This is a genomic window from Erwinia sp. S38, assembly GCF_016624545.1.
Taxonomy (GTDB): domain Bacteria; phylum Pseudomonadota; class Gammaproteobacteria; order Enterobacterales; family Enterobacteriaceae; genus Erwinia; species Erwinia coffeiphila.
The window spans coordinates 98,624-112,836 of sequence record NZ_JACVTS010000020.1 but is presented as its reverse complement, the minus strand read 5'-3'; the positions used below and the strand labels follow the sequence as shown (position 1 = coordinate 112,836).

The 14,213-nt window shown below is 59.6% G+C and carries 10 protein-coding genes and 1 pseudogene; 6 read left to right on the top strand and 5 right to left on the bottom strand.

What is annotated here, in order from left to right; translation table 11 throughout:
* Both IBT46_RS20360 and IBT46_RS20355 read left to right on the top strand, forming a co-directional pair.
* On the top strand, nucleotides 1–1,367 hold a 1,367-nt coding region (locus IBT46_RS20360; RefSeq protein WP_200547152.1), incomplete at its 5' end, for a pitrilysin family protein.
* Nucleotides 1,368–1,458: 91 nt separating this feature from the next.
* The gene (locus IBT46_RS20355) at nucleotides 1,459–4,056 is read left to right on the top strand and encodes a TonB-dependent receptor (protein WP_200547151.1); all 2,598 of its coding nucleotides are present in this window, start codon (nucleotides 1,459–1,461) and stop codon (nucleotides 4,054–4,056) included.
* A 1,106-nt stretch (nucleotides 4,057–5,162) separates the two neighbouring features.
* Here IBT46_RS20355 and IBT46_RS27760 read toward each other — a convergent pair.
* Nucleotides 5,163–5,474: pseudogene (locus tag IBT46_RS27760) on the bottom strand (thioredoxin family protein); the annotation flags it as partial.
* Nucleotides 5,475–5,524: 50 nt separating this feature from the next.
* Nucleotides 5,525–8,227 carry a pitrilysin family protein gene (locus tag IBT46_RS20345; RefSeq protein WP_234480217.1) on the bottom strand — a complete coding sequence of 901 codons (2,703 nt, stop codon included), beginning with the start codon at nucleotides 8,225–8,227 and terminating at the stop codon, nucleotides 5,525–5,527.
* Between the two features lie 391 nt (nucleotides 8,228–8,618).
* Between IBT46_RS20345 and exbB the strand changes: the two genes are divergently transcribed.
* The 3 genes from exbB to IBT46_RS20330 are packed head-to-tail and all read left to right on the top strand — an operon-like array spanning nucleotide 8,619 to nucleotide 11,013.
* Nucleotides 8,619–9,719 (top strand): tonB-system energizer ExbB, encoded by a 1,101-nt coding sequence (gene exbB / locus IBT46_RS27755; RefSeq protein ID WP_370569504.1) that lies wholly within the window; start codon nucleotides 8,619–8,621, stop codon nucleotides 9,717–9,719.
* 2 nt (nucleotides 9,720–9,721) lie between these two features.
* The gene (gene exbD, locus IBT46_RS20335) at nucleotides 9,722–10,159 is read left to right on the top strand and encodes a TonB system transport protein ExbD (RefSeq protein ID WP_105593062.1); all 438 of its coding nucleotides are present in this window, start codon (nucleotides 9,722–9,724) and stop codon (nucleotides 10,157–10,159) included.
* Nucleotides 10,156–11,013, top strand: a complete 858-nt coding sequence (locus tag IBT46_RS20330; protein ID WP_200547149.1) for an energy transducer TonB — start codon at nucleotides 10,156–10,158, stop codon at nucleotides 11,011–11,013. The genes exbD and IBT46_RS20330 overlap by 4 nt, the downstream gene beginning before the upstream one ends.
* 165 nt (nucleotides 11,014–11,178) lie before the next feature.
* Here IBT46_RS20330 and IBT46_RS20325 read toward each other — a convergent pair whose 3' ends face one another.
* The 3 genes from IBT46_RS20325 to IBT46_RS27750 all read right to left on the bottom strand — a co-directional run bounded on the left by IBT46_RS20325 (nucleotide 11,179) and on the right by IBT46_RS27750 (nucleotide 12,975).
* Entirely contained in the window at nucleotides 11,179–11,685 is a 507-nt protein-coding gene (locus IBT46_RS20325) for an RNA polymerase sigma factor (RefSeq protein ID WP_105593060.1), read from the bottom strand.
* Nucleotides 11,686–11,865: 180 nt separating this feature from the next.
* Nucleotides 11,866–12,846, bottom strand: coding sequence for an alpha/beta fold hydrolase (locus IBT46_RS20320; protein ID WP_370569506.1), 981 nt, complete (start codon nucleotides 12,844–12,846; stop codon nucleotides 11,866–11,868).
* A 3-nt stretch (nucleotides 12,847–12,849) separates the two neighbouring features.
* Nucleotides 12,850–12,975 (bottom strand): hypothetical protein, encoded by a 126-nt coding sequence (locus IBT46_RS27750; RefSeq protein ID WP_370569503.1) that lies wholly within the window; start codon nucleotides 12,973–12,975, stop codon nucleotides 12,850–12,852.
* A gap of 418 nt (nucleotides 12,976–13,393) precedes the next feature.
* Here IBT46_RS27750 and IBT46_RS20315 point away from each other — a divergent pair, with 418 nt between their 5' ends.
* Nucleotides 13,394–14,209 (top strand): transporter substrate-binding domain-containing protein, encoded by an 816-nt coding sequence (locus IBT46_RS20315; protein ID WP_172606602.1) that lies wholly within the window; start codon nucleotides 13,394–13,396, stop codon nucleotides 14,207–14,209.
* Nucleotides 14,210–14,213: the final 4 nt, after the last annotated feature.

The following is a 14,213-nucleotide window of genomic DNA, read 5'->3' as shown; positions in this document are numbered from 1 at the left end:
ATCCCGCCCCCGCCCTGACCCCACCGCCGATTACCGTCGCACCGCTGGCCCCCGCACCGGTTGCCGAACGGCGGGTGCTGTCAAACGGCCTGAAGATCGTCGTGGTGCCAGCGATCCAGCCGGGATTGCTCAGCGCCAGCCTGATCGTCGACGCCGGATCGCAGTTCGATCCCCCGCAGCACGACGGCCTGGCGCAGCTGGTTGCCGGACTGGTCGCCGGTGGCGAAAACGACGGTATTACCCTGGAACAGTGGCTGTGGTCGCAGGACGCGGGCATCGCGCTGGACGTTGGCGCAGCCAGCGTCGCGCTGAGAATGCAGATGCCGGAGCCGAACGCCGCACAGGTTTTCCATCACCTGAGCGAGGTGCTGCGCCGCGACCCGACCTCGGCGGAAAGCGTTGAGGCGCACCGCGAGCATTATCGCCAGATACTCAGCAATCTGGACAGCACGGCATGGGCCTTGCCGGCGCTCAGCTTCCCGCCGCAGCACCCGCTGAAGCGCCCGGCGTTTATCCAGGGAACCCCTGACAGCCTGGCACAGCTGACGCCCGAGGCGGCGAGTGCGTTTTATCAGCGGCACTATCAGCCGCACAATGCCACCCTGCTGCTGCGCAGTTCGCTGCCCGTTGAACAGCTCATCGCGCTGCTGGAAAACAGCCTGGCGCAGTGGCAGCCCGGTGCAGTGCCTGCCCCGGAGAAACCGGCGATTCCCCCAGCCGATAGCGCGGGCGCACTGCTGCTGATCGATAGCCCCGCGGCGGCGGTGAGCACGCTGAAGGCGTGGTTTGTGCTGCCGGGCAGCGGATCGCCGCACGATGCCGCCGTGCAGCTGATCCATCCGCTGCTGGCCGCCAGCTTTGCCTCGCGCATTAACTTCGCCCTGCGCGAGGTGGACCGCCTGACCTATAACGTTACGCCGCTGATGCAGTCGCTGCCGGGCAGCCGCCTGCTGGGCTTTGAACTGAGCGTGGCCGCCGGGAGCACGCTGGCGGCGGTGCGCGCCATTCGCCGCGAATGCGATGCCCTGCTGGGCGACCGCCCGCTGACCGCACAGGAACTGGCTGGACTGATCCAGATCGAGCAGCTGCGGCTGAGCCGCCCGCTGGGCAATGACTTCGAGGCGCTGTGCCGGCAGGAGTCGCTGCTGCGCGAGGGGCTGCCGGAGGATTACCGCCAGCAGCTGCTGGACGACATCACCGGCTTAAGCGTGGATCGCATCGATCCCCTGCTGCGCCAGGCGATCGCCCCGGGGTACGGAAAATGGCTGATTGCCGGATCCGTGGCCGCCATTGCCGACCAACTGTCAGCCAGCCTGTCGCTGCCTGCCGGGCATTTCCCACCTCAGCCGGAAGATCTGTATAAATAAATTTTTTTACCGCCGGTTTTTCGTTGCGATGTTTTCACCGCTGATTCGTTCACTCAGAGATAACATTAACTCATGATTGGAATCACACTTTATGGCATCGAAACACTACCACTCCTGGCTGATGCTGGCGGTGCTGGGGGGAAACCTGGCGGGCGGTACCTCCGCGCTGGCGCAACAGGCAGCCCCAGCAGAAGACAGCGCCACCCAGGCACTGCGGCATCACTTCAGCATCCCCGGCGGCGGTTCGCTGGCCGGGGCGCTGCTGGCCTTTGGTCAGCAGAGCGGCCTGCAGCTGATTGCCCCCAGCGAACTGACCAGCGGACTTTCCAGCGCCGGGGTCAGCGGCAGCTACCCGGCGGATGACGCACTGCGCACGCTGCTGTCGGGCACCTCGCTGGGCTTTAAATACGTCAGCACCAATACCATCCAGATTTACAGCAACGCGGTGGCCTCCACCGACGGCACCGAGGTGTTAGGCGCGGTGCAGGTGGACGGCGCGCTGGATCAGGCCACCGCGATCGGCGGCGTCAACGGCAGTACCGATATCACCGCCACCGAAGGATCCGGCAGTCTGAACGGCAGCATGCTCACCGTTGGATCGAAGGGGGCCACCAGCGTCAAGGACACGCCGCAGTCGGTCAGCGTGATCACCAGTGAAACCATGCAGCAACAGGGCATTCGTACGCTGAACGATGCGATGCAAAAGGCCACCGGCATTACCGTGCAGCAGGGGAAAAACTCGCGCGAGCAGGCGTTTTACTCGCGCGGCTTCCAGATCACCCGCGCCAGCATCGACGGCGGATCGCCGATCGATATCACCGGCGGCACCACCCTGAATAAGCGTTTCTCGCCCTCTTTTGATATGTCGATGTACGACCACGTGGAGATCCTGCGCGGTGCCGACGATCTGTTTAACGGCTTTAGCACTACCGGACCGGGCGGCACCGTCAACCTGGTGCGCAAGCGCCCGCTCGATCACTTTCAGCTAAAGTACGACGGATCGGCGGGCAGCTGGGATAACTATCAGAACTCGCTGGACCTCACTTCACCGCTGAACGATGCCGGTACGCTGCGCGCCCGCGCCGTGCTGACCCGCAAGGACAGCCACCATTTTTACCGCACCGCGAAAGATGAAAAAACCGTGGCCTACGGCATGCTGGAGGCCGATCTCACCGACTCAACCCTGCTGACCTTCGGCGGCAGCTACCAGCGCATTCGCGGCGTGCCGCTGTCAAACGGACTCACGCTTTACTCGGACGGTAGCGACCCGCACTTCAGCCGCAAAACGGCGTGGGTGTTTCCGTGGGAAAAAGCCGACTCCGATACGCGTGAAGTTTTCGCCAAGCTGGACCAGAAAATTGGCGATCGCTGGAACTTCAATTTGAACTACAGCGGGCTGTATCAGCGCAACAGCACGATTTACTCCAACGTTGCCGGGGATATTAAACCGGACACCGGCCTGTTCTCAGCCGATCCTATCGCCGCTGACGGCGGTAACAGCAACAACAAGCAGTTCTCTTTTGACTCCACGCTGACCGGTGAGTTTGATGTCTTCGACCTGCCGCAAAAGCTGACCCTGGGCGCTAATTATTCCAAACAGAGTTACTGGATGACCTCGCCGGATGCGGAGAGCAATATCAGCAGCTGGTTTGGTGGAAACGGACCATCGATGGATCCGTGGAACTGGGATACCTCGGTGCCAGCTCCGTCTGTTCCCGCAGGCTACTACGCCTACCTGAGCAGCGGTTCCTCGATCAACTGGGGGATGTATTCCCAGCTGGTGCTCACCCCGTGGAAGCCGCTGCACTTTGGCCTCGGGCTGCGGCTGAACGCCTATAAAAGCAATACCCACACCAGCACCGCCTACGATCAGAGCGACACCAGCGAATTCACCCGCAAATGGGAGAGTCCCTACTACTCGGTCAGCTACGACATTAACGACGATCTGAGCTGGTACGGCAGCTACACCAAAATCTTTATCCCGCAAAGTAATATGATCTCGCCCTCCGGTCAGCAGATCGACCCGGAAACCGGCAGCAATCTGGAAACCGGACTCAAGTATGCCGAGCCGGGCGGCCTGCTGAACGCCTCGCTGTCGCTATATCAGATCCGGCTGGTGAATCAGGGGCAGCTGATTGGCGATAGCTCCGTGGATCTGGGCGGCGGACGCCAGGGCTACTACCGTAACGCCTCGGATGCGGATATCAGCAAGGGAGTGGACCTGGAGATCACCGGCAGCATCCAGCCGTGGTGGCAGACTTCGCTGGGCTACACCTACAACTTTAACAAATACTCTACATCGCCGGACGGCCTCAACGACAGCATCAGTGTGTTTACGCCTAAGCACACTATCAAATGGTGGAACGACTTCCAGTTTAACGATGCGGGGGAAACCTTAAGCAAGTTCAGCTTTGGTGTTGGCGTGCAGGCACAGAGCAAAACCAAACAGGTCGGCACCTTGTACGACGAGAAAACCGATACGATCCGCAACTACAACGCCAATACGGCGTTCTATGCGGTGTATTCCGCCAGAATCGGCTACGCCATTAACCGCAACTGGAGCGTGGCCCTGCTGGGCAATAACCTGTTTGATAAAACTTACTACTCAACGATAGGTTCAACCAGTGGCGGCTACTGGTACGGCGATCCGCGTAACTTTCTGCTGTCGATTAGCGGGACCTTTGACTAACCGGCTACTCCGTTGGCAGTCGTCGCCTGTTGCTGCACCCCGAACGATCGTTCGGGGTTTTTTATGCGCCAAATTCAGCACGAAAAAAAGCCTGCTCCGGGACCGATGCCGGTCGCTTAAAACGATGGCATCAGGCCTGCGGGCAGGCTTTTTACTTCAGGGGATTATGCGGCGTCCGGTGCCTGCTTCAGCAGCTGCAGGAACCTTTTTCTGAACAGCCGGGTGCGCTGCGGTTCTCCTGCGGCAAAGTCCTCGTGATACAACGCTTCTTTCTGCACGTAGTCGGCAAATTCGGGTGACTGCTGCTGCCACTGCAGGCGTAGTAATTCTAATGACTCCTCATATTCTTCTTCCGGAATGGCCGCCAGCTGCGGCTCGATCCACGCCCAGCGCCGATCGGCCAGCGCCAGCTCCTCGCGGCTCCATCCCGCATGAATCTGCCCCAGGTGGAACTGGATCTGATACCAGTGATGCTGAATGGTGCTTGATGCCTGCGTATCGTTGAGCGCCGACGGTGGAGAGAGGATAAACAGCGTTGAGCAGAGGTGCTGCTCCAGATCCTGCCCGCTCTGGCAGCGATCGTGATGCGCGCTGGCCTCCTGCTGGATCGCCAGCCACGCCTGGCGCGGCGTCTGCTGGCCGTTCAGATAGCGGTGGGTCAGCGCCAGCCAGCGCAGGCGCAGCGCGTTGAGCGGCGCAGACAGCACGGTTGCCCAGCGAACATCGGCATCTTCCAGCCACTGCGCCAGCAGGTGCAGCGGGGCATCGCCGTAGGCTTTTCCGCTCGCCAACACGGCGGTCAGCTCGTCGATCTGCTGCGGGGTAACGAAGTCGAGCACCTCCAGCCACAGCGCCAGCGCGGGCGGCAGACCGGTAACGCGCTCAAAGACGTCCAGCGATTCCTGCCCGGCCAGCACGTAAGGCGTGGTCAGCAGATCCTGCGGGCGCGGGAAGGCATAGTGGGAGATCTCCGCGGCCAGCGCTTTGGCTTTCAGACGATCGGTCAGGAACCCCCGCAGCGCATCGTCGCCGTAGAACGACGACCACGGCTGCACCTCCGGCACCACTACTTCCCCCTCAGATTCAATGGCGATCCCCTGCGATCGCAGCCAGCTGTTCAGATCGGAGAGGGAATCGACGCCCACCTTGCGCGCCACTTCACTGCCGTTGCGGAACAGCAGCAGCGTTGGGATGCCGCGCACGCGGAAGCGCGGCAGCAAATGTTCATACTGTTCCACGTCCAGTTTGGCCACCGTCAGCTGCCCTTCGGTTGCCGCCGCCACTTTCTCCAGCAGCGGTGCGATAGCCAGGCAGGGGCCGCACCAGGGTGCCCACAGATCCAGCAGCACCGGCTGGGAAGCATGGTTCAGGGCGTCGTCCAGCGTGCTGTCCGTCAGATTAATAATAAGGTCAGACATAGTAACTCCATGATGTTGGAACACGATTAGGCGTAATGACGCGGCGTTGCTCAGTCATACAGGGCATCGCCGCCGTTGTTGATAAACTGCAATCCAGCCGGGAACAGCGCGGTCAGTTCGTCCCGGAACAGGCTGATATCACCGGCGACCACCCACGTCAGCCGCTCGGGGGAAAACAGCTGCTGCGCCAGGTCGTTAATCTGTTCCAGGGTGATGTCAGCAATGCGCTGCTGATGGGTTTGCCAGAAATCATCGGGCTGCTCGCTGCGCGCCAGCCAGGAGATCATGTTATTCAGGCCGGGCAGGCTTTCGGCGCTGCTGCTGAAACCGAGCAGGCTGGTGCGGCGCACTTCTTCCAGCTCGTCTGCCGTCACCGGACGGTCAGCGATCAGCGCACGGTATTCCGCCAGGATCTCGCGGATCGCATCGCTGGTGCGATCCGCCTGCACTTCGGTCAGCACGTAGTGCGCCCGCTGCTGAAAATCGTTAATCAGCCGCCCTTTCGCGCCGTAGGTCCAGTTTTTGTCCTCCCGCAGATTGAGGTTAATGCGGGAGGTAAAGCCGCTGGCGAAGACCGCGTTCAGCAGCTCGAATCCGGCTTCATCGGTGCCGCTGACGCCCGGCAGCAGCGAGGCCGCCGCAATGGCGGTTTGCTCCGCGCCGGGAATATCCAGCAGCCAGATGCGCGGCCGCGGCGGCTGTTCGGCCTGCGGTACGGCAACAGTATCCCGTGGTAGCCCGGCCAGCCGCCCCACTGATGCATTCAGCAGCGGCAGCAGCTGTTCCAGCGTGGTGTCGCCGGTGACAATCAGCGTGGCATCCTGAATATTCAGCAGCTGCGGCACCGCCGCCGTCAGCGCGTCAAAGGGGGTCTGCGCCAGCCCGGCAAACGTCCCTTCCGGCCCGCCCGGCACGCGGCAGGGATGGCCTGCGGGATAGATCAGGCCCGGCAGAACGCGCTCGACCAGCGCGCTGGCCACCTGCAGCTGTTCGGTCAGCGCATCAAGCTGGATAGCGCGCTGGCGCTCAAAATCGGCCTCCAGCAGCACGCTGTACGCCAGGCGATCGCGGAGCAGCGCCAGTGAGGCGGGCAGCTGCGGGCTGCGGCAGGCGAGCAGCAGGGAAAGATGACGCAGCCGCCTGCGCAGCCCCATGCGACAGCCCAGATCGCGGCAGGCCTGGCTGAAGGCAAAGGCATCGCGTTCACCGGCTCCGGCCTGGTTGAGCAGCTCGCTCAGCAACTGATGCTGGCCGGGATGTGGCAGCGCACCCGCAGGCAGCAGCAGGTCGAGGTAGATATCGTTCTGACCGTGGCGCTCCAGCAGCACCAGCCGGATGCCGTTATCCAGCCGCGCATGCTGCGCCTGCGGCAGCACCAGCGGCACCGGAGGCAGAATGACTGGCGGTGTCGTGCGCGGCGCGGCGGTGGCCGACTCATCGGTTCTGGCGCTGAAGGGGTCAATCTCCAGCGTGTAGTGCGGGCGGCTCAGCCAGCGCTGCGCGGCCTGATGCAGATCGTCAGGCGATGCCTCATCCAGCTGGCTGAGCTGCTGGCGAAAAGCATCGGCGTGGCCCAGCGTGACCCGGCTGACGGAGAGCAGCGCGGCAATCTGCGCCGACGTTTTATAGCTGTCGCGGAACAGGTTAAGCGCATCGTTTTTCACCTCGCGCAGGCGCGCGCCATCGCACGGCTGCGCAAGGAAAGCGTGCAGCTCATCCAGCAGGCTCTGCTCCAGCGCGGCCAGCGACTGCCCCTCGGCGACGGTGGCGCTGAGAATAAACTGACTGCACAGCGCACCGTCGGCGACCTCGGCCTGCACGCTGCTGGCTGTTTTCCTGACGTACACCAGGTTTTTTACCAGCGCAGATGACAGGCCGGAGGCCAGATAGTCCGCTGCCAGCGACAGCAGCGTGGCATCCGGGCTGCCCGCCTGGGGAATATTCCACACCAGCAGCAGCGTGCCGCTGGCGACGTTCGCCTGGTAGCGATCGCGGCGCTGCGGGGTGATATCGGCGATCCAGCTGTCGGGCCGGGTCAGCGGCTGGCCGGGGGAGATATCGCCGAACCAGTGGCTAACCTTTTCCCGCGCGGTAGCGAGATCGAGATCGCCGCACAGCGCCAGCACCGCATTGGACGGCGTGTAGTATTTGCGAAACCAGCGCTGCACATCGTCGAGGGTGGCGGCAACCAGATCCGCCTTTTCACCGATAACGGTATGCGCGTAGGGATGTTCAGCGGGGAAGCAGCCCCGCGATTTAAATTCGTAGAGCTTGCCGTACGGGCCGCTTTCGGTTTCCAGTTTCTCATTGAGCACCACCCGCCGCTGCTGATCCAGCGACGCCTGGCTGATGCTGTCGCAGAAATGCCCCATGCGGTCCGACTCCATAAACAGCGCATAGTCGAGCGACCCGGTCGGCAGCGTGGCGTGATAGGTGGTGCGATCGGTGCTGGTATAGGCGTTGAGATTGGTGGCCCCGGCGCGGGTCATATGTTCCAGAAACGAGCCGGGCGCATGCTCGCTGCCTTCGAACATCAGATGCTCGAACAGATGGGCGAAACCGGTCATCCCTGCGGGTTCGTCTTTAGAACCGACCTGGTAGATCAGCTGATACGACACCAGCGGCACGTCGCGGTTTTCAGCCACGATAACCGTCAGTCCGTTAGCCAGCGTGAAGGTGCCGGTGGGAAAAGCGATATCGGCCAGAGGCTCGCGCTTATCCGATGCGGGTTGTGGCGTGAACTGCGTAGTCAAAATCAATCCTCTCTCGGCTGTGCCATGACATATCAGAACGCCGCCAGGCGGCATTCAGGGAAGACCGGCTCAGGGGCCGGGCGAGAGAGAAACGACTGAACGAGTGATTATTCGCAGCGGCGGTGAAAAATATTTTCTGCCGCCGGTTAATCAACAGGATATAAAGGTGCTTACGCTGAAGGCGGATCTAATCAGCATAATTATCTAACCATTGCGATTCATGGAGAAAAAAACACCACAAATTATACGACATTAAAAATATCGCGTTATTTTTCCGCGGCGAGTGATGAAAACGGCGGGCAGGGTCGTTTTCCTCATATCGCCGCTGTGCTCTCTGCTGACCTGCGGCTTCCCGAATGATTTCTGCCAGTGTGGTGAGGAGTGAGTGAGCGTGCATACCAATTCTGAAAAATCTGACGACGCGTCGGGTGCGGCAAAAATCCGCGTCGGTGTCGGCCTGGCGCTGCTGTTAGCTTTCGCAGCCTCGACGACCGTGCAGGCCGAAACATCGGCCACGCCGGTCGATACGGTTTCCGCCAGCGATCGGGTTACGGTACAAAAGGCGGTTCCTGCTACCGACCAGGCTCAACAACAGGCTGTTGTGCAGACGGCCGATCGAACTGAGGTGCAGGCACAGAGTCAGAACCGGTCGGTGAATACGGAGCGCGTACCGTCTCAGATTTCAGCTCAGTCGCAGAATCCTCCTACATCCAGCAATGTGGCACAGTCCCACGGGGCTGCACCCACTTCCGGCACGCCACAAACTGTCGTCACCGCAGCCGCGAAGCCGCCGGTGCTGACCGACTTTTCACCGCTCGCCCTCTATCACCACGCCGACCAGATAGTGAAAGCGGTGATCCTGATCCTGATTTTCGCTTCCGTACTCAGCTGGAGTATCTGGTCCGGCAAAACTCTTGAGTTGCTGGTACGCGGTCGCCGCCTGAGAAAAAATCTCGCGCTGCTGGCCGGTAAACGCTCGCTGCACCAGTGCGGTGAACTCTCGGCGCAAAGCTGTGAACAGATGCGTCAGGTGGCACTGACTGAACTGGATCGTGCAGATAGCCGCCTCTCAGCTCAGGCGCTACAGGCGCTGCGCGACCGGGTTGTCGCCCGCATCCAGCGCGTTGAGGCGGCAGAAGCGCGACGGGCTACCCGGGGAGCCAGCATCCTCGCCACCACCAGTGCCGTTGCGCCGTTTATCGGTCTGTTCGGCACGGTGTGGGGCATCATGCACAGCTTTATCTCTATCGCGCAGTCGCAGACCACTAACCTCAGCGTGGTGGCACCGGGCATAGCCGAGGCGTTGTTCGCCACTGCGCTGGGGCTGGTCGTCGCCATTCCGGCGGTGATCCTCTACAACGTGATCGGTCGACTGATTAGCGGCTATCGCCTGCTGCTGGCCGAATCGATGACCCTGACCCTGTGCCTGCTCAGCCACGATCTGGATGCGCTGGAACAGAACGCCCACCCTCTTTTGACGAGCGCAGCATAGCGATGGCCTTTTCCTCTCAACCCGCTGACGGCGACGATCTGAACGCGCTGGCCGAAATCAACGTAACGCCGTTTATCGACGTGATGCTGGTGCTGTTGATCATCTTTATGGTGGCGGCACCGCTCTCCACCGCCAATATTCCGCTGGACCTGCCGTCGACCACCTCCAGCCAGCCGACGCCCGCGCCGGAACCGATTACCGTCAGCCTGAAGAGCGATAACCAGCTGTATATCGGCGATAAGTCGGTCAGCCGGGCGCGTTTTATCGCCGAGCTGGATAGCGGCACCCACGGCGACAAGGACGCACGGATTTTCCTGCGGGCGGATAAAGATATCGACTACGCCCGGCTGATGACCTTTATGGATCTGCTGCGCGACGGCGGCTATACCAAAGTGGCGCTGATTGGCTTGCCCGGAGAGGCTGCGGGGACCAAGCCATGACCAGCTTTATTCTTGATAACGCCCTGCCGCCGCCCGCGAAACCGCGCGGCGAGAAGCTGCTGTGGTCAACCGGTCCTCTGCTGGCGGTCACCGCCCATCTGCTGGTGCTGATGTACCTGCTGTGGAAACCGGCACCACCACCGATGGTGATGCCCAGCCCGGCGGCGGCCCCGATGGTGATCACCATGGCGGTGATGCCAACCACGTCGCAGATCTCCAGCCAGGAAAGCGTGGCGCAGCAGGCCAGCCAGCCCGACGAATCGGCACCGCCGCCTTCCCCCGCTAAGCTGGACGTGGCGGAGAAAGAGGTGAAAAACGCCGAAGTCAAAGCGGTGGTACACGACAGTAAGCCGCAGCCGAAGGCAGAGCCAAAGCCACCCAAGCCGCAGCGAACCGTTAAGCCGCGTGAGGTGAAACCGCTGCCGAAAAAGGTGGAGGTGAAAAAACCGGCCCCGGTCACCACCCCGGACTCAATGCGCAGCAACAGCAGCGAACAGCTTTCGCGGCAGAATCAGGCACCGCAGGTCGGCGCCGCCAGTAATCAGGCCGCCTCGGCGAAACAGAGCTGGCAATCACTGATCCTCGCCCAGCTTCAGCGTGAAAAACGCTATCCCGGCTATGCGCTGCGGATGAAACAGCAGGATACGGTGATGGTGCGCTTTACTATTGACCGCGACGGCAACGTGCTGGAAACCGCCATTGAGAAAAGTAAAGGCTATGCGACGCTGGATAGAGAGTCACTACAGCTTCTGGAGCGCGCATCTCCGCTGCCAAAACCGCCGGCCAGCGCATTTACGCAATCGGACAGAATGGAATTAGTGGTGCCAGTGTCATTTGCTATTCGCAATGTTTAGCTGAGGCATAATATAAAACTATCGTCATCGTCGTTATGCGGCGGTGGCGATTATTTACGTCCGTATAAAATTAAATGAATTAAAAAAGTGAAAATATTTCATTTTTACCGGGTGGAATAAAGTCGGCAGAGAATAAATAAAGAAGGGAATGATAATCTATTTTAATTATGACTGGTTCTTCAGTAAAACTTCCCGGCAGTGCAGCACCGCTTTTACCGCATATTTTTCTACCAGGCTGCGGGACACACCGAGCTTTTCCGCGATCTGCGCATGGGTCATGCCTTCAACGCGGCTCATGTAAAGGATTTCACGAGATTTCTCAGGAAGCGAAGAAAGCGCCTCATCTATCTCCTTGATTTTCTGCTTGTAATGCAGATTTTCTTCCGGGGTAGGCATGTAGTTTTCAAACAGCTCGAAGGTGCCTTTAAGTAGCTGACTGCGGCGCTGTTCGGTGCGTACATAGTCCGTAGAGGCATTCATCGCGATGCGGATCAGATAATTTCGCGCATCGTCGTGGGTCGGAAACTGATTAGCCAGATTAAGGATGCGAAAATAAATATCCTGCGTCAGATCCTGAGCAACCTGCCGCGAACCGGTACGATAGGTGACTATCCGCTGTAATGTCGGATGGAGGTCAACAAAGACATCGACAATGTCATGCGTTGCTAGCATGGTTATAACTCCAGACGGGCAAGAATATTTCAATATTAAAGTTAATATAAAAGAATTCACCCCGTCACACTAATAATATTTCCATATATTGATTATCTGAGAATGAGTAACGTTTTGTGGTTTTTCAGGCGGATGATTGAGGCGGGAAAATACGGGCTGCCCAAAGCAGCCCGCCAGAAATCACGGTTTTTCAGCCAGGATCTTAAACACAAACGGTACCGAATCGCGCAGGGAGACGTTCACTGTTTCGCCGTGGTTCATGCCGGCATATTCATGCACGGCAACCGGGGTGCCCGCCGCCTTCACATCCTGAGCGAACCGCTGCTGCATCGCCGTCGGCACGTTAACGTCCTGCTGGCCGATACCGATAAACACCGGATGATCGATTTTCAGCGTGTTGTAGCGCAGGGACGCAAGCTGGGTGTTGAGCAGCTCCTGGAAATTAGGCAGGAAGGTGTTTTTAGCGTTGAGCTTATTGTCCATAACGTGCTGGGTCAGCGGGGTAATGCACAGGTTTTTCGCCAGCTCAACGTCGGCCACCGCATCCTTCTGGAAGTAGTTCGCAACTTTTAATGATTTATTGGTATCGGCGGCGGAAAGGAAGATGTAGTAGGCGTAAGGGATTTTCGGATCTCCCGCGTCTGCCGTTGATGTGCCGCCGCTGAAAATGTCGCTGACTGAGGTATCGGCATTAATGTAAGGCGTGCCGGTCAGTACAGTGCCGATAACGTGCAGCTTCGGCGCATAGCTTTGCTGATAGCCGGAGGCGGCAAAGGCGGCATGTGCGCCCTGCGACTGCCCCACGATGAATATTTTATTGCTCAGCGGGAAGTTTTTCAGCGAGGCACTGATGCTGTCCAGCACGCTCCAGGCTTCGCCTCTGGCATTCAGGTAATGGTGCAATCCCGACGATCCCAGCCCGGCATAGTCCGGTGCCACGACGGCAAAGCCCAGCGACAGCCAGGTATTCAGGTACTGCTTGTCACGATCGGAGCGGGGATTCAACGACGGCGCGCACTGCGTCGCCACGCCAATGGTGCCGTGCGTCCAGACCACTACCGGCCAGCCACCCTGCGGTGCCGGACCTTTTGGCAGGAATACCGCCCCGGTATCCTCGCGGTGAGTTTTGCCATCGACGCCGCTGATTGAGGTGTAGCGGATAAGTTACTGCGATGACGCCTCCTGCAACCCATGCGCTTCCGGCAGCGGCGCTTTGTCCACCAGCACGCCGTTAGGCGCTGGCGACTGGCCCTGTGCAGTCGCCGCCAGACTCAATGAGAGAGCCAGCACGCTCCCCGATAACTTGTTCGTCCCTCTCTCCTGTAACCTGATAAACGTTCAGCAAAGACCATTAACCGTCCGCGATGAACGACGATGACGTCCGACAGCCTGACCCGTGCCGCCTACCCGCCTTTGCACATCATTAGCACATAAAACTGCCACACCTGCACTTTTTATGTGCAGCTTTATCGGCAACGTTCCTGGTGCTGCGGCAGGGTTCCCGTTATTGCCACCAATATCGCTTTGAGAAATTTTCGTTTAAATATAGCGCCTTATTGCCTTATTTCTCGCCATTTTTATCGCATCACCCCAGATGGCACGCTTCATGCTTATGTCATTACATTCAAGTTACTTGAATACACTTCACACCACTTTCACCGGGGCGGTCATCATGAAACTTAAAACAACACGTTCTCTCTGCTGGGCCATGCTGTGTTCGGGGCTCTTTTCTGCGGCGGCACACAGCGCCGATCTGCTGGATCGCATTAAATCCGACAAGGCGATCACCATCGCCACCGAGGCGCGCTACGCCCCGTTTGAGTCGGTCGAGAATGGCAAGATCGTCGGCTACGACGTGGATCTGATGAACCACATCCTGCAGAAAAGCCTGCCGGGCGTGGCGGTAAAACAGCTGGATCTGCCTTTCCAGGGCATCCTTCCCGGCCTTGATGCCAAAAAATTCGACTTCGTGATCACCGCCGTTACCGTCAACAAACAGCGCATGGATCACTTCGCTTTCACCGTGCCGATTGCCGAATCCACCGTTGCGCTGCTTAAGCGTGACAACGACGGATCGATTGCCACGCTGGACGATCTCAGCGGCAAAATCGTCGGTTCGCAGGCCGGATCGGGCCAGCTGCAGGTGCTTCAGGAGTTCAATGAAAAGCTGAAGGCCAGCGGCAAGCCGGGGATCAAAGAGATCAAACAGTACGTGTCGTTTGATGAAGCCTATGCCGATCTGGCGAATAAGCGCCTGGACGGCGTTGCCCAGTCGCTCGCGAACCTTGGCCCGCTGATCAAAGCCCGTCCGGGGATCTTTACCACGCTGAAACCCATGTTAGGCCCGACCACCTACTTTGGCTGGGTTGGCCGCAAAGATTCCGACAGCGCCAGCATGGTGAAACTGTTCAGTGACGGCATCAGTGAAGCCAATCGTGACGGCACCATGAAAGCGCTACAGCAGAAGTGGTTTGGCTTCGTGATGGATATTCCGGCGGACAAAATGCCGGCACCGGCGCTGTAAGAGG